The organism is Blattabacterium cuenoti (assembly GCF_014251375.1).
In the GTDB taxonomy this organism is placed as follows: Bacteria; Bacteroidota; Bacteroidia; order Flavobacteriales; family Blattabacteriaceae; genus Blattabacterium; species Blattabacterium cuenoti_K.
On the sequence record NZ_CP059187.1, the window covers coordinates 385,160 to 409,954 of the forward strand.

38 protein-coding genes and 1 pseudogene are annotated in these 24,795 nt (G+C 26.1%); 2 read left to right on the plus strand and 37 right to left on the minus strand.

The window, feature by feature from the left end:
• Positions 1–18: 18 nt before the first annotated feature.
• Both cysK and H0H71_RS01775 read right to left on the minus strand, forming a co-directional pair.
• Positions 19–927 carry a cysteine synthase A gene (cysK, locus tag H0H71_RS01770; protein WP_185855846.1) on the minus strand — a complete coding sequence of 303 codons (909 nt, stop codon included), beginning with the start codon at positions 925–927 and terminating at the stop codon, positions 19–21.
• A gap of 21 nt (positions 928–948) precedes the next feature.
• Complete coding sequence (locus tag H0H71_RS01775; RefSeq protein ID WP_185855847.1) at positions 949–1,791, minus strand: serine O-acetyltransferase; 843 nt, start codon at positions 1,789–1,791, stop codon at positions 949–951.
• Between the two features lie 234 nt (positions 1,792–2,025).
• Here H0H71_RS01775 and H0H71_RS01780 point away from each other — a divergent pair, with 234 nt between their 5' ends.
• Positions 2,026–3,267, plus strand: coding sequence for an NADP-dependent isocitrate dehydrogenase (locus H0H71_RS01780; protein ID WP_185855848.1), 1,242 nt, complete (start codon positions 2,026–2,028; stop codon positions 3,265–3,267).
• Here the strand turns inward: H0H71_RS01780 and H0H71_RS01785 are convergent.
• The 5 genes and pseudogenes from H0H71_RS01785 to menB form a co-directional block, all read right to left on the minus strand.
• Positions 3,259–4,344: an AMP-binding protein gene (locus tag H0H71_RS01785; protein WP_185855849.1), complete on the minus strand. Its 1,086-nt coding sequence runs from the start codon at positions 4,342–4,344 to the stop codon at positions 3,259–3,261. The genes H0H71_RS01780 and H0H71_RS01785 overlap by 9 nt on opposite strands.
• Complete coding sequence (locus H0H71_RS01790) at positions 4,320–5,399, minus strand: enolase C-terminal domain-like protein (RefSeq protein WP_185855850.1); 1,080 nt, start codon at positions 5,397–5,399, stop codon at positions 4,320–4,322. Before H0H71_RS01790 ends, H0H71_RS01785 begins: the two co-directional genes overlap by 25 nt.
• Before the next feature lies 1 nt (position 5,400).
• A complete protein-coding gene (locus tag H0H71_RS01795; protein WP_185855851.1) occupies positions 5,401–6,102 on the minus strand; it encodes a metal-dependent hydrolase in 702 nt (233 codons plus the stop codon).
• Between the two features lie 19 nt (positions 6,103–6,121).
• Positions 6,122–7,053 (minus strand): annotated as a pseudogene (menA, locus tag H0H71_RS03135) (1,4-dihydroxy-2-naphthoate octaprenyltransferase).
• Positions 7,050–7,877, minus strand: coding sequence for a 1,4-dihydroxy-2-naphthoyl-CoA synthase (menB, locus tag H0H71_RS01805; protein WP_185855852.1), 828 nt, complete (start codon positions 7,875–7,877; stop codon positions 7,050–7,052). The pseudogene menA and the gene menB overlap by 4 nt, the downstream one beginning before the upstream one ends.
• Positions 7,878–7,976: 99 nt before the next feature.
• On the opposite strand from menB, the gene H0H71_RS01810 reads away from it, so the two are divergent.
• The gene (locus H0H71_RS01810) at positions 7,977–8,432 is read left to right on the plus strand and encodes a hypothetical protein (protein ID WP_238784434.1); all 456 of its coding nucleotides are present in this window, start codon (positions 7,977–7,979) and stop codon (positions 8,430–8,432) included.
• Here H0H71_RS01810 and nhaD read toward each other — a convergent pair.
• The 30 genes from nhaD to rpsJ form a co-directional block, all read right to left on the minus strand.
• Positions 8,359–9,657, minus strand: coding sequence for a sodium:proton antiporter NhaD (gene nhaD, locus H0H71_RS01815; RefSeq protein WP_185855853.1), 1,299 nt, complete (start codon positions 9,655–9,657; stop codon positions 8,359–8,361). The genes H0H71_RS01810 and nhaD overlap by 74 nt on opposite strands.
• Before the next feature lie 134 nt (positions 9,658–9,791).
• Positions 9,792–11,081, minus strand: coding sequence for a phosphopyruvate hydratase (eno, locus tag H0H71_RS01820; RefSeq protein WP_185855854.1), 1,290 nt, complete (start codon positions 11,079–11,081; stop codon positions 9,792–9,794).
• The gene (gene rplQ, locus H0H71_RS01825) at positions 11,068–11,541 is read right to left on the minus strand and encodes a 50S ribosomal protein L17 (RefSeq protein ID WP_185855855.1); all 474 of its coding nucleotides are present in this window, start codon (positions 11,539–11,541) and stop codon (positions 11,068–11,070) included. The genes eno and rplQ overlap by 14 nt, the downstream gene beginning before the upstream one ends.
• A gap of 21 nt (positions 11,542–11,562) precedes the next feature.
• The gene (locus H0H71_RS01830; RefSeq protein WP_185855856.1) at positions 11,563–12,561 is read right to left on the minus strand and encodes a DNA-directed RNA polymerase subunit alpha; all 999 of its coding nucleotides are present in this window, start codon (positions 12,559–12,561) and stop codon (positions 11,563–11,565) included.
• Between the two features lie 24 nt (positions 12,562–12,585).
• Entirely contained in the window at positions 12,586–13,200 is a 615-nt protein-coding gene (rpsD, locus tag H0H71_RS01835; RefSeq protein WP_185855857.1) for a 30S ribosomal protein S4, read from the minus strand.
• A gap of 21 nt (positions 13,201–13,221) precedes the next feature.
• Positions 13,222–13,608 (minus strand): 30S ribosomal protein S11, encoded by a 387-nt coding sequence (gene rpsK / locus H0H71_RS01840; RefSeq protein WP_185855858.1) that lies wholly within the window; start codon positions 13,606–13,608, stop codon positions 13,222–13,224.
• A gap of 33 nt (positions 13,609–13,641) precedes the next feature.
• Positions 13,642–14,022, minus strand: a complete 381-nt coding sequence (rpsM, locus tag H0H71_RS01845) for a 30S ribosomal protein S13 (protein WP_185855859.1) — start codon at positions 14,020–14,022, stop codon at positions 13,642–13,644.
• 10 nt (positions 14,023–14,032) lie between these two features.
• On the minus strand, positions 14,033–14,149 hold the full coding sequence (rpmJ, locus tag H0H71_RS01850; RefSeq protein ID WP_185855860.1) for a 50S ribosomal protein L36: 117 nt from the start codon (positions 14,147–14,149) through the stop codon (positions 14,033–14,035).
• Positions 14,150–14,167: 18 nt separating this feature from the next.
• Positions 14,168–14,383 (minus strand): translation initiation factor IF-1, encoded by a 216-nt coding sequence (gene infA / locus H0H71_RS01855; protein WP_014726678.1) that lies wholly within the window; start codon positions 14,381–14,383, stop codon positions 14,168–14,170.
• Positions 14,384–14,499: 116 nt separating this feature from the next.
• Entirely contained in the window at positions 14,500–15,906 is a 1,407-nt protein-coding gene (gene secY, locus H0H71_RS01860) for a preprotein translocase subunit SecY (protein WP_185855861.1), read from the minus strand.
• A gap of 9 nt (positions 15,907–15,915) precedes the next feature.
• A complete protein-coding gene (rplO, locus tag H0H71_RS01865; protein ID WP_185855862.1) occupies positions 15,916–16,368 on the minus strand; it encodes a 50S ribosomal protein L15 in 453 nt (150 codons plus the stop codon).
• Between the two features lie 18 nt (positions 16,369–16,386).
• A complete protein-coding gene (gene rpsE, locus H0H71_RS01870) occupies positions 16,387–16,911 on the minus strand; it encodes a 30S ribosomal protein S5 (protein ID WP_185855863.1) in 525 nt (174 codons plus the stop codon).
• 12 nt (positions 16,912–16,923) lie between these two features.
• Entirely contained in the window at positions 16,924–17,265 is a 342-nt protein-coding gene (gene rplR / locus H0H71_RS01875) for a 50S ribosomal protein L18 (RefSeq protein WP_185855864.1), read from the minus strand.
• A gap of 41 nt (positions 17,266–17,306) precedes the next feature.
• Positions 17,307–17,858 carry a 50S ribosomal protein L6 gene (gene rplF, locus H0H71_RS01880; protein WP_185855865.1) on the minus strand — a complete coding sequence of 184 codons (552 nt, stop codon included), beginning with the start codon at positions 17,856–17,858 and terminating at the stop codon, positions 17,307–17,309.
• Between the two features lie 12 nt (positions 17,859–17,870).
• Positions 17,871–18,260, minus strand: a complete 390-nt coding sequence (gene rpsH / locus H0H71_RS01885) for a 30S ribosomal protein S8 (RefSeq protein ID WP_185855866.1) — start codon at positions 18,258–18,260, stop codon at positions 17,871–17,873.
• Positions 18,261–18,273: 13 nt separating this feature from the next.
• On the minus strand, positions 18,274–18,543 hold the full coding sequence (gene rpsN / locus H0H71_RS01890; RefSeq protein ID WP_185855867.1) for a 30S ribosomal protein S14: 270 nt from the start codon (positions 18,541–18,543) through the stop codon (positions 18,274–18,276).
• Positions 18,544–18,545: 2 nt separating this feature from the next.
• A complete protein-coding gene (rplE, locus tag H0H71_RS01895) occupies positions 18,546–19,106 on the minus strand; it encodes a 50S ribosomal protein L5 (RefSeq protein WP_185855868.1) in 561 nt (186 codons plus the stop codon).
• Positions 19,103–19,315 carry a 50S ribosomal protein L24 gene (gene rplX / locus H0H71_RS01900; protein WP_185855869.1) on the minus strand — a complete coding sequence of 71 codons (213 nt, stop codon included), beginning with the start codon at positions 19,313–19,315 and terminating at the stop codon, positions 19,103–19,105. The genes rplE and rplX overlap by 4 nt, the downstream gene beginning before the upstream one ends.
• A gap of 46 nt (positions 19,316–19,361) precedes the next feature.
• Positions 19,362–19,733, minus strand: a complete 372-nt coding sequence (gene rplN / locus H0H71_RS01905; RefSeq protein WP_185855870.1) for a 50S ribosomal protein L14 — start codon at positions 19,731–19,733, stop codon at positions 19,362–19,364.
• Between the two features lie 4 nt (positions 19,734–19,737).
• Complete coding sequence (gene rpsQ / locus H0H71_RS01910) at positions 19,738–20,028, minus strand: 30S ribosomal protein S17 (protein WP_317168076.1); 291 nt, start codon at positions 20,026–20,028, stop codon at positions 19,738–19,740.
• Positions 19,997–20,212, minus strand: a complete 216-nt coding sequence (gene rpmC, locus H0H71_RS01915; protein ID WP_185855871.1) for a 50S ribosomal protein L29 — start codon at positions 20,210–20,212, stop codon at positions 19,997–19,999. Before rpmC ends, rpsQ begins: the two co-directional genes overlap by 32 nt.
• 1 nt (position 20,213) lies before the next feature.
• Positions 20,214–20,636 (minus strand): 50S ribosomal protein L16, encoded by a 423-nt coding sequence (gene rplP / locus H0H71_RS01920; protein WP_185855872.1) that lies wholly within the window; start codon positions 20,634–20,636, stop codon positions 20,214–20,216.
• Positions 20,637–20,646: 10 nt separating this feature from the next.
• Complete coding sequence (gene rpsC, locus H0H71_RS01925) at positions 20,647–21,357, minus strand: 30S ribosomal protein S3 (protein WP_185855873.1); 711 nt, start codon at positions 21,355–21,357, stop codon at positions 20,647–20,649.
• 3 nt (positions 21,358–21,360) lie between these two features.
• On the minus strand, positions 21,361–21,726 hold the full coding sequence (gene rplV, locus H0H71_RS01930; protein WP_185855874.1) for a 50S ribosomal protein L22: 366 nt from the start codon (positions 21,724–21,726) through the stop codon (positions 21,361–21,363).
• Between the two features lie 21 nt (positions 21,727–21,747).
• The gene (gene rpsS, locus H0H71_RS01935; protein ID WP_185855875.1) at positions 21,748–22,035 is read right to left on the minus strand and encodes a 30S ribosomal protein S19; all 288 of its coding nucleotides are present in this window, start codon (positions 22,033–22,035) and stop codon (positions 21,748–21,750) included.
• Positions 22,036–22,048: 13 nt separating this feature from the next.
• Positions 22,049–22,873: a 50S ribosomal protein L2 gene (gene rplB / locus H0H71_RS01940; RefSeq protein WP_185855876.1), complete on the minus strand. Its 825-nt coding sequence runs from the start codon at positions 22,871–22,873 to the stop codon at positions 22,049–22,051.
• Positions 22,874–23,170, minus strand: coding sequence for a 50S ribosomal protein L23 (gene rplW, locus H0H71_RS01945; protein WP_185855877.1), 297 nt, complete (start codon positions 23,168–23,170; stop codon positions 22,874–22,876).
• Positions 23,171–23,193: 23 nt separating this feature from the next.
• Positions 23,194–23,826 (minus strand): 50S ribosomal protein L4, encoded by a 633-nt coding sequence (gene rplD / locus H0H71_RS01950; RefSeq protein WP_185855878.1) that lies wholly within the window; start codon positions 23,824–23,826, stop codon positions 23,194–23,196.
• 6 nt (positions 23,827–23,832) lie between these two features.
• A complete protein-coding gene (rplC, locus tag H0H71_RS01955; RefSeq protein ID WP_185855879.1) occupies positions 23,833–24,459 on the minus strand; it encodes a 50S ribosomal protein L3 in 627 nt (208 codons plus the stop codon).
• Positions 24,460–24,485: 26 nt separating this feature from the next.
• Positions 24,486–24,791: a 30S ribosomal protein S10 gene (gene rpsJ / locus H0H71_RS01960; protein WP_185855880.1), complete on the minus strand. Its 306-nt coding sequence runs from the start codon at positions 24,789–24,791 to the stop codon at positions 24,486–24,488.
• Positions 24,792–24,795: the final 4 nt, after the last annotated feature.

Genomic DNA, 24,795 nt, shown 5'->3' on the forward strand with positions numbered 1-24,795 from the left:
ATATGTTAATTTTAACATCTAAAAAAGATTCTCTACTGATAAATATCTTTCTCCCGTATCATAATTGAATGTAAGTATTGTAGATTCTCTAGAAATATTAGAGAGTTTTTTGTCTATAGCTGACAAAGAAGCTCCTGTAGAAATTCCAACAAGAATCCCTTCTTTTATTGCAATTTTTCTGACAAACTTAAATGCTTCTTCTTTTGATACCAAAAAAGATCCATTTAAAAGATTCACATTTAGAATAGGGGGGATAAATCCAGCTCCTAATCCTTGCAAGGAATGAGTTCCTCCAACCCCTCCAAATATAACAGGAGATTCCACTGGTTCTACAGAAAAAATTTTTACTTTTGGAAATTTTTTTTTCAATACTTCTGCTACTCCAGTTATATGTCCTCCAGTCCCCACTCCTGTAATAAAATAATCTATTCCCTCAGGAAAAGAATCAATAATTTCCTTTGCAGTTGTATGACTGTGTATATTTGGATTGGAAACATTCTCAAATTGTCTTGGCATCCAAGAATTAGGTATAGAATTTATCAACTCTTCTGCTTTTTTAATAGAACCTTTCATTCCTTCTTCTCTAGGAGTAAGGACAAATTTTGCTCCGAAAATAGAAAAAAGTTTTCTTCTTTCAATACTCATGGATTCGGGCATAACTAAAATCAGACGATATCCTTTTACAGCAGAAACCATAGCTAGCCCTACTCCGGTATTTCCAGATGTAGGTTCTATAATGAGATCCCCCCTTTTAAGTATTCCTTGATTCTCTGCATCTTCAATCATTGATAATGCAATTCTATCTTTAATACTCCCCCCAGGATTATTTTTTTCCAATTTTATCCATACTTTATGAGTAGGAAATAAACGATTAAGATGGACATGAGGTGTATTCCCAATAGTTTTTAGGATGCTTTCTACTCTCATTTTTTTTTAATTTTTTTTATATTATATCATAAAATTAATAGAATCAGGAAAAGGGGTATTATTATTACGCATTTTAATTTCACTTTTTTGATAAACTATAGAGAAAGGAGGAATACTACGGGTTACCCATACATTCCCCCCAAGTATGCTATCGTGTCCAATTACAGTTTCTCCTCCCAAAATAGTTCCTCCAGCATAGATAGTTACTTTATCTTCTATGGTAGGATGACGTTTTTTATTTTCTAATTTTTTATCTACATATATGGCACCTAAAGTTACTCCTTGATATATTTTAACATTATTTCCTATTTTTGTGCTAGATCCAACTACTATTCCGGTTCCATGATCTATTACAAAAGAATTTCCTATTTCTGCAGAAGCATGAATATCCACCCCCGTTTTACTATGCGCGTATTCTGTTATCAATCTAGGAAAAATTGGAATATTTTGAATCCATAGTTGATGAGCTATTCTATATAACGCGGTAGCAAAAAAACCAGGATAGGACAAAAATATTTCTTCTATAACAGTTGCGGCAGGATCAAATTCTAAAATGGCATTAGCGTCCATAATTAACGTCTGATAAATATGAGGAATTTTTTTAAAGAATTTTTGAGAAAGTTTTTCAGAATTTTTTTCTTCAATGTTTAATTCTAAAAAAATAGAATATAACTTTTTTTGTAAAATTTTATAATTTTTTTTGAAAAAAGAAATTTTATTTAAAATCTTTTTGTCAGGCGTAAAAAGAATATAAAATAAATCTTCCACAAATTTTGTGGACATTTTTTTATTTGGAAAAGAATATTTTCTTTTTTTATTATTTTCAAATAGTTTTTCTAAAAAATCTATATTTAGATTTTGCATTTTTTTATATTATTATTTTCATTGTATGAAATAAACCAATAATTATCCTATCTAATAGTTTAGTTTTTTTTTGAAAATTACAAAATTATTAGATGTTTTTAAGAATTCTATTTTGAATTCAAAAAAATAATACAAAAAATATGTTATTTTTCTTAAAATAAAAAAATACAGAATATAATAAAAAAATTTGTCACTTTTTTATTCTTAATTCATTAAGATAAGTTAGTTAATATTATGAAAAAGATAAAAGTAATTCATCCTATAGTAGAAATGGATGGAGATGAAATGGCTAGAATTATATGGAAGTACATAAAAAAATATTTTATATTCCCTTATTTGGATATTAAAATTATCTATTTTGATCTGGGAATAAAAAATAGAAATTTAACAAATGATCAAATAACTATAGATGCATCTCATGCGATAAAAAAATATAATGTAGGAATAAAATGTGCAACTATCACTCCAGATGAAGAAAGAATGAAAGAATTTCACTTAAAAAAAATGTGGAAATCTCCAAATGGAACTATCCGAAATATGATAGACGGAACCTTATTTAGAGAGCCAATCATAGCAAAAAATATTTCTCGTTTGATCCCAAATTGGAAAAAACCTATCTGCATAGCACGTCATGCTCATGCAGATCAATATAATGCAGTAGATTTTCTTATTAAAGAAAAAGGAAAATTATATATTTCTTTTATTCCCGACAATAAGAACAGTAGTAGTAAAAAATTTGGAATACATCATTTTTCAGGAAATGGAATTGCAATGGGAATGTATAACACAGATGAATCTATTTATGGATTTGCTCGTTCTTGTTTCAACTATTCTATTTACAAAAAATGTCCTCTTTTTCTTTCTACAAAGAATACAATTCTAAAAACATATGATGGAAGATATAAAAAAATATTTCAAAACTTGTATGAAAAAGAATTTCAATCAAAGTTCAAAGATCTTCAAATTACTTACGAACACCGTTTAATTGATGATATGGTTGCGTATGTAATAAAATCAAATGGAGGATTTGTATGGGCATGTAAGAATTATGATGGAGATGTACAATCAGATGCTATAGCTCAAGGATTTGGATCATTAGGAATGATGACTTCAACATTATTAACTCCTGATGGAAAAACATTAGAATCAGAAGCTGCACATGGAACTGTAACAAAACATTATAAATTATATAAAAAAGGAGTAAAAACATCAACAAATCCAATTGCATCTATTTTCTCATGGACACGGGGGCTTAAACATCGTGCATTTTTAGATAAAAATCAAGATCTAAAAGATTTTTCTGAAAAAATAGAAAAAACATGTATAGAAGTAATAGAATCTGGAAATATGACTAAAGACTTATTTCAAATTGTTAATACAAAAAATAGTATAAAAAATTATTTAGATACAAAATCTTTTTTGAATCTTTTGAAATTACATTTTGATAAGAAAATACTAAATAATAATTTAAATTGATTTTTGGATCAACTTATTCATTATTTCTTTTTTTCTTAATTTTCCCAATGAATTCTCTATAAATTTTTTCACAAAAAAAATATGTTTGGGCATAAAAAATTTTTTTTTACCTAAAAAAATTGATTTTGGAATACGAAAAAAGAAAGGATCACTTTCTATAACTAATACAATTTTTTCACCTAATTTTTTATCTGGAATTGAAGAAACAAAAAACCTCTTTTTAAATGTTAGAAATAATGGAAAAAGATCTTTTTCTATCAATTCGGGGACAACTTTGATCCCACCACTATTAATAAGATTATCATATCTTCCAACCCAGTAAAATTTGTCTTTTGATATCAGATGAACAATATCATTTGTCTGAATAAATGAATCCATACAATATGGAGAAAATACTTTTAAACAATTTCTTTTGTCTCTACTAAGAGAAATATCTTTGAATGATTGATAATAATTAGTTTTATTTAATCCATTAATTTTTTTTAAAGCTATATGCCCCAATGTTTCCGTCATTCCATAAGTTGCATAACAAAGAGTTGAAATATTTTGTAATTTTTTTTCCAAATCACTAGAAATAGGGGCACCTCCTATTAAAAGAATTTTTATATTTTCCAATTTTTTTAAAGATGAATAAACTTGTATCGGAACCATTGATGAAATATCGAAAAAATATTCTTTGTTGATATTTTTTAATGGATTAGAAGACGGAGGAATACAATAAATATTCCACTCAAATAAAATAGCACGGACAAAAAACATTTTTGTTGCTATAGAATCTATAGATAAACATAATAATCCTTTTAATCCCTTTTTTTTGAGATTAAAATAATCTACTGTCATTTTTGCACATCTTATCATATATTTTTTTTTAAGAAAAACTTTTTTAGGAATACCTGTAGTTCCGGAAGTAAATCCAATCAATCCAGGATTACTATCATACCAACTTTTCAAAAAAGAAAGAATTGATTTTTGCCAATAAAAGAAAGGATGTCCTGGGGAAAAGAGATTTTTAAAAATTTTTTTAGAAGAAAAATTTATCCATAAACCCAACCCTAAATGAGATTTTTTATCTTCCATTTTTTAATAATAAAAGGATTATACCAAATACTTCCTTTTTTGATTTGTAAAGGAGATAAAAAATTATTCATATAAAAAGATCCTGTCTCTAATCCATGAGTTATCTGATCATTTACAAGATTAAAAGTCCATTGAGTAATAGCATTCATTCCTATATTGCTTTCTAAAGAAGAACTAATATACCACTCAATTTTTCTTTTTTTAGCTTCTAAAATCCATTTTTTAGAACCTAAAAAACCTCCACATATACTTGGTTTCAAAACAATATACTGAGGAGATATAAAATCTAATAATTTTTCTTTCAAAAATTTAGATTTAAATTGATTTATAGTTGTTAATTCTTCATCTAATGCAATAGGTAATTTTGAATTTTTGCATATATAAGCCATTTCATTCCAATTTCCAGGAGTTATAGGTTGTTCAACAAAATAAACAAAATTTAAATCAAATAACTTATTAATACAATCCAAAGCACTTTTTTTATCTTTAAAAGAACCATTTGCATCTATACGGATTTTTATATTATTATATTTTTTTTTTATTTTTTTTAACAAAAAATACTGATAAGGAAAAAGTTTTGAACTTATTTTTATTTTAATACATGAAAATCCTAGATATATTTTTTCCTCTACTTTTTTGAAAAATTCATTTTCAGAAGTATTTAACCAAATGAGACTACTTGTAGGAAGTCCATTTTTACCATCAGTAAAATCAGAATTATATAATATTGGAAATCCCTTATTAAAACTTAAAAAAGCTTGTTCTAATCCAAAAAAAATAGATGAATACGAAATGAATCTGCGATAATACATGGGATCAATTTTTTTACTACGATTTATCTTTTTAGAAATAAATAGTAATTCTTTTTCATAATTATACAAATTTTTTAATGCAAAATGATCCAATAATGGATTGCATTCTCCAATTCCTATTCTTTTATTTTTTTCTTTTAAAATTAGAAACCAAATAATATTATGTTCAAATATTCTATTAGAATTCTTTATTTTTTCTTTAAAAAAGAATAATTTTTTTTTTATAATTGATTGAAAAAACATATTAAATACACATGGTGTCTCCAATTTTTAACAAAAAAAGTTCTTTATTTTTTTCATAAAACTTCTCTTTTGCCTTTTTTTTATCTATTTTAATCGCCTCAAAAGTATCATAATGTACCCCTAAAACTTTTTTACATTGTAAAAAATCAGAAGCAATTATAGCTTCCTCTACACCCATTGTATAAACTCCTCCTATAGGAAGAATAGAAATCTTCAATGTTCCAAAACTGGGGATAAGTTTCATTTCATATGTAAGAGAAGTATCTCCTGATAAATAGATATTTTTTTTATCTTTGGTTTGTAAAAGGAATCCTCCCGGATTACCTCCATAAGTTCCATCGTCAAAAACGCTAGAATGAGTTGCCCAAACATATTTTAATCTTCCAAATGGAAAAGAAATAAAAGATCCATAATTAATACCATATGTTTTTAATTTTTTTTTTTCAAAAAAATTAGATATTTCATAATTTGAAATTACCAAAGATCCAAATTTATTAGCAAATAATTCTGTATCACAAACATGATCATAATGCGCATGTGTTAATAAAATGTAATCTATTCTTTTAAAATATTTTATACATCTATTCAATAATTTTGAATCTTTTTTGAATAGAGGATTTCCATAAAAAAAAGGATCTACTAACAAAAAAATTCCATGTATTTCTATCATGTATGTACTATGACTAAAAAAAGTAATTTTCATATTTTACAATTTATATTTTTCAAAATCTAACATTAAACAATACTCCAATTCCTATTGAATAAAAAAAGGTTATTAAAATTAGTTTTTTTAGTTCTAAATTAAAATCTTTTGGACTTGATATAAAAATAATTTTTTTTATGTGATTTATTAAAAAAGGAAAAATAAAAATTAAATAAAAAAATTGATATCCTCCATTATAGTTTAAATAAATAAAGTAGATTCCTAAAAAAAAAGAAATCAAAATAGAAAAAACATGGTATAATTTTGCATACTTAATTCCAAGTATTCCTGCTACTGTATATTTTCCATTTTTAGAATCATTTTCTATATCTCTCATATTGTTAATATTCAAAACGGATACATTTAGAAATCCTATAGATAAAGATAAAAAAAAACATCCCTATGCCAAGTATGAGTGTATAAAAAATAACTTCCCATTACAGAAACAACTCCAAAAAAAATAAGAACAAATAGATCTCCCATTCCTATATATCCATAAGGTTTTTTTCCCATAGAATAGTTTATAGAACTATATATACAAATTAATATTCCTAAAAAGTAAAATAAAAGAATAAAAAAATTATTCACATTTACTTTAATTGATTGGAAAATCAATAAAATTCCAGAAAAAAATGATAAAATAGAAAAAACATTCACTGCTTTTCTCATTTCTAATAATGAAATAAAACCTTTCTGAATTGGATGCAATGGACCTATTCTTTTGCAATTATCTACTCCTTTAACAAAATCTCCATAATCATTTGAAAAATGAGATAGTACTTGTAAAAATAAAGCAGTCATTAAACACAAAAAATAAGTAACAAAACTTACTTGATATCCTTTATATTTTGAAATTAAAAAACTCAAAGTGATTCCAGAAAAAGATAAAAGTAAAGTATGAAGTCTGGCAGATACACACCAATACTTCAACTTTTTATTCATGATTTTCATAAAATTTTTGAAAATTTCTTAAAGTTTGGATTTCTTTTTTCTAAAAAAGCATTCTTTCCCTCTTGAGATTCCTCCATTAAATAAAACATAAAAGTAGCATCTCCTGCTAATTGCATCAATCCATGTTGTCCATCTAGTTCTGCGTTTAAACATCTTTTAATCATTCTCAAAGACATAGGACTTCTCTTTTGTATTATTTGACACCATTCTATGGTTTTTTTTTCTAGGTTTTTTCTAGAGACAACTTTGTTAATTAAACCCATACTTAAAGCTTCTTCAGCAGAATATTCTTTACATAAAAACCACATTTCTCTTGTTTTTTTTTGACCAATATGACGAGCTAAATAAGAGCATCCAAAACCTCCATCAAAAGATCCAACTTTAGGACCTGCTTGGCTAAAAGTAGAATTATTTGATGCAATTGTTAAATCACAGACTACATGTAAGACATGCCCACCACCTATAGCAAAACCATTTACCATTGCAATAACAGGTTTAGGCAATTCTCGTATTTTTTTATAAAAATCTAAAATATTTAATCTTGGAACTCCGTCTTTTCCTAAATATCCCCCTAATTTTCTTGTTCTAAGATCTCCCCCGGAACAAAAAGATTTATCTCCAGAACCTGTTATAATCAATACATCTATATCTTTCCTATCACGACATATATCTATAGCATCAATCATCTCTTTAACTGTTTCCACACGAAAAGCATTATGACATTCCGGTCTGTTAATTTCTATTTTCGAAATTCCATTCCAAAAATGGAATAATATATCTTCATATTTTTTAACTGAAATCCAATTTACTGTATAAGAATGCATAAATTAATAAAATTTAAATTTTAATGTTTTACTTACTTATTAACAAAATAAAAAAAATTTTCTCAATCAATAATAAAACGGAATTTTATGTTACGAAATATGTTTTCAATAATTCTAGGGATAATAGTAAGTGTTTCTGAAATACTTTTTTCTATTAAATTAATAAAAAAAAAATTTGTAGAAATTCAATTCATTTCATTAAAAAATTTGAAAGATATTTTTATACATGCACCAACTAAGTTTTTTATAATTTTAATTTTTTTTTATGCTTTAAGTGCATTTTTGGGGGGGATCACAACATCTTTTTTTGTACAAAAGGCTAAAAAAGCTTATGCAATGTTAAATGGATTTATTTTACTCATTATTTTCTTTATACAAATTTTTTTATATACAATTCCTATCTGGTTTAAAATTATTATTTTAACAATATTTTTTCCAATATCATATTTAGGAGGAGAATTTATAGAAAATGTTATCAGTTTCATTCCAAAAAAATGGACTTTATTAATAAATAAAAAAATCCAGAAAAATAACCTATCAAAGCGATCCAACTAATTTTTTTCAAATACCATAAAAAATCTATTTTTTCCATTCCCATAGCCGCAACTCCAGAAGCGGATCCTATAATAAGAAGACTCCCCCCCGTACCAGAAACATAAGCTATATAATTCCAAAATTCGTGATCAATAGGATAAGAAAACATAGATATAGTTGCTGCTACTAGTGGAACATTATCTATAATAGAAGAAATCAAACCAAATATAAAAGCTGTTAATTTCCACGTAAAAACTATTTCCATAATCCAATGAGAAAGATTATATAATATTCCTAAAGATTCTAATGCAGAAACGGATAGTAATATTCCTAAAAAAAATAAAACACTGGATAGATCTATTTTTCTAAAAACTTCATCTATAGAAAAACTTTTTTTAAAATTTAATAAAGTTATTATAATAAAAAATATTCCAAGTGAAAGCAACATTCCCATATATGGAGGGACACCTATCAGAGTTTTTAAAATAGGTACAAATAACATAAGAGATAACCCCACATTCAATAAAAAAAAACCTCTTTTAAGATCTAATTGAGATAACTGAGTTTCTTTAACTTGAATAAATCCATTAAAAATAGACATTCTAGAACCTAATAAAGTAGAAAAAAACATGCATAAAAAAGATGGAATAAATATTTCTTTTATAAGATTTATAGTGGTAACTTTTTCAGAAATCCATAACATTGTAGTAGTAATATCTCCAATAGGAGACCATACCCCCCCAGCATTGGAAGATATAATCACAAACCCTAAATAATATAAACGTTCTTTATAATCATAAATAATCTTTCTTAATAAAGAAACCATAACTATAGTTGCAGTAAGATTATCTATTATTGCAGATAAAAAAAAGGATAAAAAAGTTATTATCCATAAAAATTTACGTTTCGTATGATTAGAAAATAATTCTCTTAATGCCTCGAATCCAGAAAAAATATCAATAATAGAAATAATAGACATTGCCCCAATTAAAAAAAAAATAATTTCAGATGCTTTTCCTAAAGAATGTAATAATAAATAATGATATTTATCAAAACTAGTACTACAGTTAAATAATTGTTTATTATGATCTAACTCAAAAATTTGAGGTCTCCAAAACATAATTAAAGACCAACAAATAGATGCCATAATAAGAGATGGAATTATCTTATTTAAGGATACAATATTTTCAAGTGTAATAAATAGATATCCAATGATAAAAACTAATATTATTACCATTGACTGCATATTATATAATTACTTTCTTATTATGTACTGTATTTATTGTTGTTGTAATAATTATTTTAAAATAAAAGGAATATTGATTGTGGTTTATTCTTTAATTTGACTTTATAAATAAAGTCAATTCAATAAATATTTTTTTAATGAAAGGTCCATCCTGGATAACAGGAGTTTTTTCCTAGTATTTCTTCGATACGAAATAATTGATTATATTTTGAGGTTCGTTCAGAACGACAGATCGAACCAGTTTTAATTTGTCCAGTATTAAAAGCAACTGAAAGATCTGCTATGAAGCTATCTTCTGTATCTCCAGAACGATGAGAAATAATGTTATTATATCTATTTTTTTTTGCTAAATTGATGGTATTTACAGTTTCAGTAAGCGTCCCTACTTGATTTACTTTAATAAGAATAGAATTAGCAATTCCTTTTTTTATTCCTTTATTTAATCTTTCTATTTTTGTTACAAAAAGATCATCTCCAACTAATTGGACATTATTTCCTATTTCATCTGTTAACAATTTCCAACCTTCCCAATCGTTTTGATCCATTCCATCTTCAATAGATAAGATTGGATATCTTTTCACCAAATAAGATAAGTAATTTACATGTTCTTGACTAGACTTCTTAATTATTTTTTTGTTTTTTCTTCTATCAAATTTGGAATAATTATATTGATTATCTGAATAAAATTCAGAAGCTGCGCAATCTAAAGCTAATCCTATATGATCATATGGCTCATAATTTGCCATATATATAGATTCTAAAAGATTATCCAAAACATCTTCTATATTAAATAAATTTGGAGCAAACCCCCCTTCATCACCAAGATTAGTGGAGAATCCTTTTTTCCTCAAAAGTTCCCTTAGTTTGTAAAAAACTTTATGTCCCATTTGAATAGATTCAAAAAAACTATTTGCTTTTACAGGAATAATCATAAATTCTTGAAATGGAATACAAGAATCAGAATGTTTTCCTCCATTTATAATATTTATTAAAGGAACCGGAAGAATTTTTGAAGAAATTCCACCTATGTATCTGTACAGAGGTAATTTCAATTCTTTTGATGCAGCTTTTGTTACAGCTAACGAAATTCCTAAAATTGCATTTGATCCTAATCTTTTCTTATTTTTTGTTCCATCTAAATCTAACATTAATTGATCAATATATTCTTGTTCCATAACTGATTTTCCAATCAACTCAGGAGAAATAATATTATTAACATTTTGAACTGCCTTAAAAACTCCTTTTCCTAAAAAAAACTCACATTCATCACGCAATTCAAAAGCCTCTTCTATTCCTTTAGAAGTACCTGATGGAACTGACGCTCGTCCTAATATATTATTTTCTGTAATTACATCTACTTCAACAGTTGGATTTCCTCTAGAATCTAATATTTGTCTCGATTTAATCTTTTTAATTTTGCTCATAAATTCTTCCTCTATCCTTTTTTTTTATTAAATTTTTTGTTTTTTTACTACTACGTCTCGTGTATTTTCTCTTGTTTTTTTTAATTTTAATAAAAGATAAATCATTGAAATCTACTAATTCTATCAAAGAATACTTAGACATATCTCCCAACCGAAATCCAACTTTTATAATTCTTGTATATCCACCAGAACGTTCCCGTACTTTTTTAAAAACATCTTTGAAAAGTTCTGACACTGCAATTTTGTCTTTCAATAATGAAAATATATTTCTTCTTGAGTGAAGAGTATTTATTTTAGATTTTGTAATAATAGGTTCTATATATCTTTTTAATGCCTTAGCTTTAGCTAAAGTTGTGAAAATTCTTTTTTCTTTAATCAAAGAAGAAGACATGTTAGAAAGCATAGAGTTCCTATGTCCAAATTTCCTACTTAAATGATTATTTTTTTTTCTATGATTCATCTATCTATTAGATTAGAAAATCTATTTTTTTAATTTAAACCCTGATATCTCCATTCCAAAATACAATCCTTTTTCTTTCATTCGACTTTCTAATTCATCCAAAGATTTTTTACCAAAATTTCTCATTTTTAACATACTCGATCTACTACCACTTACTAAATCAGCTATAGTTTTTATAGATGCATATTTTAAACAGTTTTTTGTACGTACAGATAAATTCATATCACTTAATTTGGATTTTAATAAAGTCCGCATACGTAAATATTCTTCTTCATATTTTATTTCTTTATCTATTTTATCATGTTCTTTTTTTCCAATCTTTTCATAAGAAAAAATAGAAAAATACTGTATTAATATTTTAGAAGCTTCCATTAAAGCTGATTTTGGACAAACAGAACCATCTGTTTTTATTTCTAATGAAAGATTTTCAAAATCAGTTTTCTGACCTACACGACAATTTTCTATTGTATATTTTACATTTCTAATAGGTGTATAGATAGAATCTATAGGAATAGTGTCAATTAAAAAATCATTATTATTTTTATTTTCTTCTGCAGGAACATATCCTCTTCCTTCTTCTATGGTAAAACTGATTTCTAATGGAACATTATTTTTATTACAAATAACTAAATCTGTATTTAAAATCTGAAAACTAGAAATAAATTTATTTAATAACTTTCCTGTTATTTGTTCATAATGACTTTCGATATAAGCATTAACTATCTCTTTTTTGATTGTTCCTTGAATTTTTCGTTTTAAACGAATTTTTTTAAAATTTAAAACAATTTCAGTAACATCTTCAACAATTCCCTCTATAGTAGTAAATTCATACTTTACTCCTTTTATTCTAATAGAAGTAACCGCAAATCCTTTTAAAGAACCTAAAAGCACTCTTCTTAATGCATTTCCCAATGTTATTCCATAACCAGGTTCTAAAGGTTTTAAATGAAAAATACCTCTATAATCAGAGAATTCGGATGTTGTAATTTTATCAGGTTTAACAAAATCTAGAATAGACATATAATTAATACTATATTATAGATGTTATTTTGAATATAACTCAACAATTAGTTGTTCTTTTATATTTTCGGGGATCTGATTTCTTTTTGGAACCATTCTAAATATTCCAAACATGTTTTTTTCATCTAAAATTAACCAATCAACTACCGTTCCTTCTACTTTATTTTTTATAGATTCTAATATGACTGGATGTTCTTTAGATTTTTCTCTAATTTCAATTTTATCTCCAGGATTCAATCTAAAAGACGGAATACTAACAATACTTCCATTAACCATAATATGTCTATGAGAAATTATTTGACGTGAAGAAGATCTAGATGGAGCAAATTTCAATCTAAAAACAACATTATCCAAACGAGATTCACATGCTTGTAATAATAATTCTCCAGTAACTCCTTTTTTTCTTACAGATTCTAAAAACAATCTTTCAAATTGTCGTTCCAATATTCCATAAGTGTATTTTGCTTTTTGTTTTTCTAACAATTGTACGAAATATTCAGAACGTTTTCCTCTACGAAGAATACTATTTCCATGTTGACCTGATGGATATTTTCTTCTTTCGAAATATTTATCTTTTCCATATATACATTCTCCAAATCTTCTTGATATTTTAGTTTTTGGACCTATATATCTTGCCATAAATTTAAAAAAATTCAATAATTAAACTCTTCTCCTTTTAGGAGGTCGACATCCATTATGTGGTAATGGAGTTATATCTTTTATTAAAGTAACTATAAGTCCTGAATTACTTAATGCTCGTATTGCTGCATCTCTACCTGATCCAGGTCCTTTAACTTTTACTTCAACTTTTTTTATGCCTGCATTTAATCCATTTTTTGCAACATCTTCTGCGGTCATTTGAGCGGCATAAGGAGTATTTTTTTTAGATCCTTTAAAATTCATCTTTCCTGCAGATGACCAAGAAACTACTTCACCTTTTTTATTAGTCAAAGTAATAATAATATTATTAAATGTAGATTGAATATGAGCTATTCCAAATGAATCTACAACAACTGATTTTTTCCTTCCATAGGATGATTTTTTCATATTATTTATGAATAACAAAAATTATTTTAATAATTAATTTTTTGATACTTTTTTCTTATTGGCGACAGTTTTTCTTTTTCCTTTTCTAGTTCTACAATTATTTTTGGTTTTTTGTCCTCTTAATGGTAAACATTTTCTATGTCTAGTTCCTATATAACAACCAATATCCATTAATCGTTTGATATTCATTTGAATTTCTGATCTCAATTCTCCTTCAATTTTTACATTGTTTGAGATATACTTTCTAAGTATACTAATTTCTTCATCAGACCAATCTTTAACTTTTTTATTCTCGTCAATTCCAACATTGAACAATATTTTTTTTGACAAATTTCTTCCAATTCCATATAAATAAGTCAAACCTATAACACTATTTTTAGATTTTGGAATATCCACTCCAGAAATTCTACTCATATTTTAACTTTTAACCTTGTTTTTGTTTAAATCTTGGATTTTTTTTATTAATAATCCGCAAACGTTTTTTTCGAATTACAATTTTACAATTATCAGTCCTTTTTTTTAAAGAAGCTCTTACTTTCATAATCAATATCTATTTTTTTTAATATCTATATGTTATTCTTCCTCTTTCTAAATCATAAGATGACATTTCTAACCTTACTTTATCTCCAGGCAATATTTTTATGTAATGCATTCTCATTTTTCCAGAAATATGAGCCTTAACAATACATCCGTTTTCCAATTCAACACGAAACATTGCGTTTGGAGATGATTCTATAATAGTTCCATCTACCTCAATATGTTTCTGTTTTGCCATCATAACAATACAACTGTTTGTTTAATTTAATATAATAAATATAAAAAAAAACAAATAAAAACTATGAATTTTTTTGTTTTTTTATATTGTATTTTTCATTGATTATGACTTATTGATCAATTTTTATTAAAATATCTAAATTTACTATCTTTTTTTTTCATCATCATTAATCCATCATAATGATAATTTAACAAATATATATTAACTTGTTGTATCACATCTAAAATAACACCAACTACAATTAACAAAGATGTTCCCCCATAAAATAATGAAAAATTTTGAGTTATTCCTATACTTCGATAAACTACAGAAGGAAGTATCGCAATAATTCCCAAAAGTACTGCCCCTGGGATAGTTATATTAGATAAAACATGATCTATATATTCTGCAGTTTCTTTTCCCGGTTTTATTTTAGGAATATGTCCTCCATTTCTTTTTAAATCATCTGCCATTTGATTTACCGGAATACTAATAGCAGTATAAAAAAAAGTAAAAATTATTACTAATAAGAAAAAAGTTAAATTATACCATAATCCATAAACATCTTGAAAAAGATGGAAAAAATTTTTCATTTTATTATTATTTACATACTCTGAAAAAGTTAATGGAAAAAGCATAATTGCCTGAGAAAATATAATCGGCATAACACCTGCTGCAGTCATTTTCAATGGAATATATTGATGTCTTTTTTGTATTAACTTAGAATTGGAACTTAAAGACTTATAATGAGAAACATATTGTACAGGAATTTTCCTAATTGCTTGTATAATTATAATAGAAAAAAGTACTACTAATAACCATAATAAAAACTCAAAAAATAAAACAATAAAACCTCCATTTCCAATTTCTATTTTACTAAGTATTTCTTTTGAAACTGCTTCTGGAAAACGAGCTATGATCCCCGACATAATAATCAAAGAAATCCCATTTCCTATTCCTTTATCCGTAATTTTATCACCCAGCCACATGGTAAACAAAGTTCCAGATGTTAATACCATAATTCCAATCCCCCAAAATAAAGTTTTTCCATAAAATGAATTTATATCAATAAGATAAGTTTTGGATATAGAAGAATATGATAAAAAAGGGATAAACTGTTTAGTTAAAGAAATAAGATATACTGGAGCTTGTATTAAGCATAAAATTACAGTTAACCATCTTGTCATAAGACTAATTTGTTTTCTTCCACTTTCTCCATCTTTTTGTACTCTTTGAAGAGTAGGAATAATAAGACACATTAATTGTATTATGATAGAAGCTGAAATATAAGGCATAACTCCAAGTGCTAAAACAGATGCACGATTAAAAGCTCCTCCAGTAAAAGAAGAAAGAATTTGCATAAGTCCTTTAGATCCAGGATTGAAATTTTTCATAAAATCACTAATCCCCAAAGGATTAATCCCCGGAATAGGAACATATGCTGCAAAACGATATATTAATAGAAAACCTAAAGTTGTTATTATTTTTTTACGTAATTCTTTTGCATTCCAAATATTGTGAAATGTAATAAAAAAATTATTCATAAATAATTTTTATATAGATAAAATATCTCCCCCAACTTTTTTTATAGAAGAAATAGCTTTTTTACTAAACTTAGATGCATAAATTTTTAATGGAGATAACAATTTTCCTCTTCCTAAAATTTTTAAAACATCATTTTTACGAATTAGATTAATGCTCAACAATACTTTTTTATCTACAACACTATTTTCAGATATCTTTCCTTTGGATACTAAATCTTGTAATGTATCTAAATTAATACAAAAATATTTTTTTTTATTTCTTTTTCTAAATCCGTATTTAGGAATACGTTTTTGTAAAGGCATTTGCCCTCCTTCAAACCCAATTTTTTTGGAATATCCAGAACGAGATTTTTCTCCTTTATGTCCTCTTCCACAAGTCCCCCCTTTTCCAGTCCCTTGTCCCCTTCCTAATCTTAATTTCTTTTTATTTGATCCTTTTTTTGGTTTTAAACTACTTAACATAAAAATTTTAATAAATTTTTATCCACTGTACACTTTTTGAATTGAAATATCCCTTTGTTTTGCTATTGTTTGAACATCTCTTAAACAAGAGAGGGCCTTAAGCGCAGCTTTAATCAAATTATGAGGATTAGATGAACCTTTAGATTTTGATAAAATATTTTTAAATCCAGCAGCTTCAAAAACAGCTCTTAAAATACCACCTGCAATGATTCCAGTTCCATCTGAAGCAGGTTTTATAAGTACTTTTGCTCCTCCATATCTGGATTCTTGTTCATGAGGAATAGTTCCTTTAAATACACATACTTTACGTAAATTTTTTCTTGCTTTTTCTCCTGCTTTATGAATAGCATCAGGAGCTTCCTTAGATTTTCCAAATCCATAGCCCACCATTCCTTTTTTAGTTCCTTTAATTACAATTGCACTAAAGCTAAAATATCTTCTTCCTTTTGTTACTTTACAAACTCTAGTAACTCCTATTAATTTTTCTTTTAATTCTATCCCACCTATAATATTTTTTCCTTTTCTTTTTTTTTCTATTTTCATATTTTTTTTTAACTAAAATTTCAATCCCATTTCTCTAATTCCTTCAGCTAATGATTTGATTCTACCATGATACAAATATCTTCCTCTATCAAAAATAGCTTTTTGTATATTCAATTCTTTTGCTTTTTTACCAAAAAGTTTTCCAACTTCATTGGATAACTCTATTTTTGTTTTATTCTCTTTTTTTAAAATATTTTCTCTTGAAGAAGAAAAAATTAAAGTCCGTCCAGAATCATCATCAATCATTTGTACATATATAGATTTATTACTTCTAAAAACAGATATTCTTGGTTTATTTGATTTCCCAAAAACTTTTCCTTTTCTCAATTTAAATTGAATTTTTTTTTTTTTCATTTCATTTTATTATTAATCAAACAATAAAATAATATTTTTATTTAGGCAGATTTACCCGTCTTTCTTCTAATATATTCGTTTAAATATCTTATTCCTTTTCCTTTATAAGGTTCTGGTTTTCTGAAAGATCTTATCTTAGATGCAATAATCCCTAAAAGTTGTTTATCATAAGATTTCAAAATAAGAATAGGATTTTTACCTTTTTCCATTCTTGCTTCTATATCAATTTCTTCAGGAATCTGCATCATAATATTATGAGAAAATCCTAAATTCAATTCTAATATTTTTTCATGACTAGACACTCTGTATCCAATTCCTACTAACTCTAATACTTTTTTAAATCCTTTGGAAACACCTTGTATCATATTATTAATTAAAACACGATACAACCCATGTAAAGACCTAGATTTTTTATTTTCTTGATTCCTAATTAAAAATAATTTTCTTTCATGATAATGAATAACTAATTTAATTTCTGAAGAAATTTTTTGACATAAATGACCTAATTTTCCATTAACAAATATTTTATCATTTTCAATTTTAACTTCTACATTTTCAGGAAAAAAAATAGGAGATTTACCAATTTTAGACATATTTTTAATAATTTAAAATACATAACATAATACCTCACCACCTAATCTTTTTCTTCTCGCTTGTTTATCTGTCATTACTCCAAAAGATGTAGAAATAATTGCAATCCCCAATCCATTTAATACACGGGGAAGATTTTTAAATTTTGAATATTTTCTTAAACCCGGTTTACTTATTCGAATTATTTTTTGAATAACAGATATTTTTCCTTGAGAATATTTTAAAGCTATTTTTATAAATTTTTTTTTCTTTTCTAATTTATAATCTAATATATATCCACTTTCTAATAAAACTCTAGTAATTTCTTTTTTCAATTTAGAATATGGAATTTCTAATAATTTATGTCTTGCAAGACAAGAATTTCTAATTCTAGTTAAAAAATCTGCAATAGGATCTGTGTTCATTTTTTACAACAAATTACCAACTAGCTTTTTTTACTCCCGGAATCAAACCTTGAGAAACCATATCTCTAAAAATAATTCTAGATATTCCAAATTTCCGCATGTATCCTCTACATCTTCCTGTAATAGAACATCTATTTCTTAAACGTACTGGTGAAGCATCTCTAGGTAATCTTTGAAGGAGTTCATAAGATTTAGAATCTTTTAATATTTTACGTTTTTTTTCGTATTTTAAAACTGTTTTTTCTCTTTTTTTTTGTCTTGCTTTTACAGATTCTTTAGACATTTTTATTTCTTTTTTTTATTAAATGGTATTCCAAAATAAGATAATAAATATTTAGATTCTTGATCATTTTTAGCAGAGGTTACAAATGTAATATTCATCCCTCTATTTTTTTTTATTTTATCAATATTAATTTCAGGATAAATAATTTGTTCACTAATCCCCATATTGTAATTTCCATATCCATCAAAACTATTTTCTTTTACTCCAATAAAATCTCTTACTCTAGGTAAAGAAATATTAATCAATCTTTCTAAAAACTCATACATTTTTACTCTTCGTAATGTTACTTTCACACCTATAGGCATCCCCTTTCTAAGTTTGAATCCAGATTCATCGTGTTTTGAATAACAAAAAACAGCTTTCTGTCCTGAAATAGACGTAATTTCATTTAAAGAGCTCTCTATTATTTTTTTATCTGATGAAGAAGATCCAATTCCTTGATGAATAACAATCTTTTTTATTTTAGGAACTTCCATAACTGATCTATATCCAAATCTTTTTATTAAAGAAGGAATAATTTTTTTTTCATATAACTTTTTTAAAGTTAAAGATTGATCAATCATATTTTTTTCAAATTAGATAAATGTATAGGAAGTTCTTTTTTTATAATTTCTCCTTTAGGCTTCTCTGAACTAGGCTTAATATGTTTTTTAACTATGTTGATTCCCTCTATAATAGCCTTATTCTTTTTTAAAAAAACCTTTAACACAATTCCTGTGTTTTTTTTATAATTTCCTGATAAAATCAATACTTTATCTCCTTTTTTTATCATAAATAAAAAAAAACTTAAAAAAATAAAATTTATTAAAAAAATAAAATCATAAAACTTCTTGTGCTAAAGAAACAATTTTCATATACTCTTTCTCTCTTAATTCTCTAGCTACTGGTCCAAATACTCTACTTCCCAACATATCTCCTGAAGGGTTTATAAGTACACAAGCGTTGTCATCAAAACTTATATATGAACCATCTTTTCTTCTAGTTCTTTTTTTTGTTCTTATAATTATGGCCTTAAAAACCTGCCCTTTTTTCACAATATCTCCTCCTGAAGAAGCAGACTTAATTGTAACAATTATGGAATCTCCCAATGATGCATACCTTTTTTTTGTACCTCCTAAAACACGAATAACTAACGCTTCTTTAGCACCAGTATTATCTGATACTTTACATATTGATTCTTGCTGTAACATAATATTACTTTTTAGAATTTTCCAATATTGCGACCAATCTCCAACATTTTTTTTTACTCATAGGTCTAGTTTCCATAATACTAACATAATCTCCATTTTTAGAAATATTTTTTTCATCATGAACCATATATTTTTTTTTTCTCAAAATACTCTTTCCATAATATTTATGTTTCACTTTTCTAATTTCAGAAATAATAATAGTTTTGTTCATATTATCACTTATTACTATTCCTTTTCTCTGTTTCCTATATTTCAAGATTTCTTTATTTTTTTTCTTTTGATTTTCTTCTTTCATTTATTCTTTTGTTCAATTCAGTCTTTAATCTTGCAACATTTCTTCTCAACATTCTAATCTCCATGGGATTTTTTTTCAATCTTACTGTATGTTCAATTTTTACATTTTGATAATTTCTTTCCTGAAGATTTATATTATTTTTTAAATCCTTCAAAGATAAAGATCTAATATCTAAAAATTTCATATTATTTTATTATAAAATCATTTAAAAAAATAAATTTCATTTTAATAGGTAATTTTTGAGAAGCTAATCTTAATGCTTCTCTAGCTATTGTCATAGATACTCCGTCCACTTCAAATAAAATTCTTCCCGGCTTAATTACAGATACCCAAAATTCTACTGGTCCTTTTCCTTTTCCCATACGAACTTCTTGTGGTTTTTTTGTTATAGGCTTATCTGGAAAAACATTAATCCATAATTTTCCTTCTCTTTTCATATATCTTGTAGCAGCAATACGAGCTGATTCTAATTGTCTAGATGTCACCCAAGCACTCTCCATAGCTTTTATTCCATATGCCCCTCTTGAAAGAAAAACTCCTTTTGTAGAATTTCCTCGTATACGACCTTTCTGTTTTTTTTTATACTTGGTTTTTTTGGGTTGTAACATAATATAAGTCTTATATCTTTTTTCTCTTCTTCAAAAAATGAGAAGATTTATTAGAACGATGTTTTTTTTGCATTTCTTCTAATAATGGAAATAATTCTTTCTTTCCATAAATTTCTCCTTTCATAATCCAAACTTTTACTCCTATACTACCATAGATGGTATGAGCAACTTCCATATGATAATCTACATCAGCTCTAAAAGTCCCAAGAGAAATTCTTCCTTCTTTATAAGATTCACATCTTGCCATTTCTACTCCATTTAATCGTCCTGACATTTGTATTTTTATTCCTTTAGCATTCATTCTCATTGCTGAAAAAATAGATTGTTTAATAGCTTTTTTATAAGATACTCTATTTTCTAATTGTTTTACCAATCCTTTAGAAACTAGTGGTGCATCTAACTCAGGACGTTTTACTTCGGATATATTTATCTGAACTTCTTTTTTAGTTATTTTTTTTAATTCCTTTCTAACAGTGTCAACTTCATCTCCTCTTTTTCCTATAACAAGAGCGGGCCTTGAAGTTCGAATAGTAATAGTAATAAATTTTAGAGTTCTTTCTATAAAAATTCTAGAAATAATTCCTTTTGGAAATCTTGCGTCTATATATCTTCTTACTTTAAAATCTTCTTGTATTCTATCCTTGTAATTATTACACCAACTGGATTGCCATCCCATAATAATTCCCAAACGATTAACAATTGGATTTGTCTTTTGTCCCATATTTTATTTTTTATTTTTTTCTTCTACTAAAAGAAGAATAATATTACTCGATCTTTTTCTGATTCTATGTCCTCTTCCTTGAGGTACCGGCCTTACCCTTTTCAAAGTTTTTCCTTGATTTATTCTAATATCTTTTATATATAAAGATGGAGAATTATCCATTTTTGAATATTTCTTGTTCCAATTAGATAATGAGGAAAGGATTAATTTTCTTATGAAAATAGAAATACTCCGTTTCGGAGTATATTTTAATATTTCCAAAGCTTCCTGTATTTTCTTGGATTTAATTAAATCCGCTACTAATCTTATTTTTCTTGGAGAACAACGGATTCCATTTAATGAAGCAGTAGAATTTTTTTCAAAACTCATTATTAGAGATGATTTTGTAATCTAATTTTTTTTTACTTTAAATTTATTTTTAGATCCACTATGTCCTCTAAAAGTACGTGTAGGCGCAAATTCCCCTAGTTTATGTCCAATCATATTTTCTGTAATATACACATTAATAAATTGTTTACCATTATGAACAGAAAAAGTTTGCCCTACAAAATCTGGTAAAATTGTTGATGGTCTTGACCAAGTTTTAATAACAGTCTTTTTTTCAGATTTTATATTATTTAAAACTTTACTATATAATTTATGAGATACATATGGACCTTTTTTGATTGACCTAGCCATAATAATTATTATTTTATTTTTTCCGTCTTTGCAAAATATATTTACTTGAATATTTCTTTTTAGAACGTGTTCTAAATCCTTTAGAAGGAAACCCTTTTCTACTTCTAGGAATTCCACCAGATGCTTTTCCTTCGCCCCCTCCCATAGGATGATCTACAGGATTCATCGCAACTCCTCTAGTTCTAGGCCTTCTTCCTAAATGTCTATTTTTACCCGCTTTTCCATACATAATTAATTGATTATCAGGGTTAGAAACAACACCAATAGTTGCCATACAAGTTTCCATTATCATTTTTACCTCTCCAGAAGGAAATTTAATAGTAGCATATTTTCCGTCTTTTGCAAATAATTGTGCATAAGCACCTGCACTTCTAGCTATTTTTGCTCCTTGTCCTGGTCTAATTTCTATACAAGAAATATTAGTTCCTAAAGGAATTTCACTTAAAAAAGTTGAATTTCCCACATTTATAGATATTTTATTTCCAGATACAACTTCTTGCCCTATTTTCAATCCATCCATAGCAATAATATATCTTTTTTCTCCATCTTTATAATGAATAAGTGAAATAAAAGAAGATCTATTTGGATCATATTCTATAGATTTTACAATTCCAGGAATTCCAAATTTTTTCCTTTTAAAATCAATAATTCTATATTTTTTTTTATGACCTCCTCCAAAATATCGCATGGTCATTTTTCCAAAATTATTTCTTCCTCCAGACTTACATTTTCCTTTTACAAGAGTTTTTTCTGGATGAGAAACAGTAATCTGATCAAACTTATTAACAACTCTAAATCTTTGACTTGGAGTAATAGGCTTTAATTTTTTAACTGACATTTAAACTTTTTTTTCTTCTTCTTTTTGAAAAAAATTAATTTTTTTATTTAATTGAATAATCGCTTTTTTTATTTTATTCGTTTTTCCATATAATAATCCCCCTTTTTTAGTACATTTGGATTTTCTTTTTCTAGCAGAAATCATTGTATGAATATTTTCTACAGAAAATCCAAAAATCTGATTCATTTCTTTTTTTATTCTTGCTTTATTCCAATTTACAGGAACAGAAAAAGTATAAATATTTTTTTTCTCTTTTTCGTAAGATTTATCTGTTATAAAAGGTTTAATTAAAATCATATCTTTATTTTTTGTTTTGATTATTAATTAACATTTAGAAATTCATGTATTTTTTTTACAGAATTTTCAGAAAAAAGAACATATGAAGAATTCAATAAAGAGTAACTATCTAATTCATTTATATTTAATAATCTAAAATTCTTTAAGTTTCTAGATGATAAATATAAATTTTTATTTGGTGTTCCAATAACCATCAATAATTTTTTTTCTTTTAGTTGAAAAGAATTTAATATGTTTAAAAATAATTTCGTTTTCGGAATTTCTAATTTTAAATCTTCTATTATTTTTACTTTATTCTTTTTCAATTTATCTTCTAAAAGATATTTTTTTACTAATTTTTTAGTAATTTTATTTAACTTAAGAGAATAATCTCTCGGTCTAGGTCCAAAAATTCTTCCTCCTCCTCTAAATAAAGGATTCTTTATATCTCCTTTTCTAGATCCTCCTGTTCCTTTTTGTCTATGTAATTTTCTTGTACTTCCAGACAATTCACTTCTTTCTTTTGATTTATGTGTTCCTTGTCGTTTTTTAGAAAAAAATCTTTTTATTTCTAAATAAACAGAATGATCATAGGATCTAAAATTTAAAATCGAATCACTGATTTTAAATTCACGATTTGTACTATTTCCTTTGGAATCTAAAATTTCTAATATCATTATATATCATTTCTTTTTCTTCTTAACTATTAAATAAGAGTTTCTATTTCCAGGAACAGACCCTTTTAAAACTAAAATACTTTTATCAAAATCTATTTTCAATATTTTCAAGTTTTGAATAGTTACATTTTTTCCTCCCATTCTTCCAGCCATTTTTTGTCCTTTAAAAACACGTGAAGGATCGGATCCTGCCCCTATAGATCCAGGAGATCTTAATCGATTGTGTTGTCCATGAGTTTTTTCACCAACTCCTGAAAAATTATGTCTTTTAACTACTCCTTGAAATCCTTTTCCTTTAGAAATTCCTTTTACATCTATCAATTCTCCTTCTTCAAAAAGATTATTTATATTCATTTTATCTCCCAATTTAAAATGGGGGAAAATTCCTCTAAATTCAAATAATTTTTTTTTTGGAATAATTCCAGCTTTTTTAAAATGTCCCTTAAGAGATTTAGTAATTCTTTTTTTTTTATCGATCATTCCAAGTTGAACTGAAGAATATCCATCGTTTTCTATGGTTTTTATTTGAACTATATAACATGGACCAATTTTTACAACAGTACATGAAATACTTTCTCCAGATTCAGAAAAAATACTAGTCATTCCTAAATGGATTCCTATTACGCCCAACATTATATTATTATATTTTTTTTTATTATTTATACTTTTATTTCAGCTTCTACTCCGCTTGGTAATTCTAATTTCATCAAAGCATCTACTGTTTTAGATGATGCATTGTGAATTTGTAAAAGTCTTTTATGAGTAGGTAATAAAAATTGTTCTCTTGATTTTTTATTTACATGCGGAGAACGTAATACGGTAAATATTTTTTTTTCAGTTGGTAGAGGAACCGGCCCATTTAAAACCACCCCAGTTGGAAGAACAGAATTTACAATTTTTTCTGCAGATTTGTCTAATAAATTATAATCATAAGATTTCAACTTAATTTTTATATCGTGACTCATAATA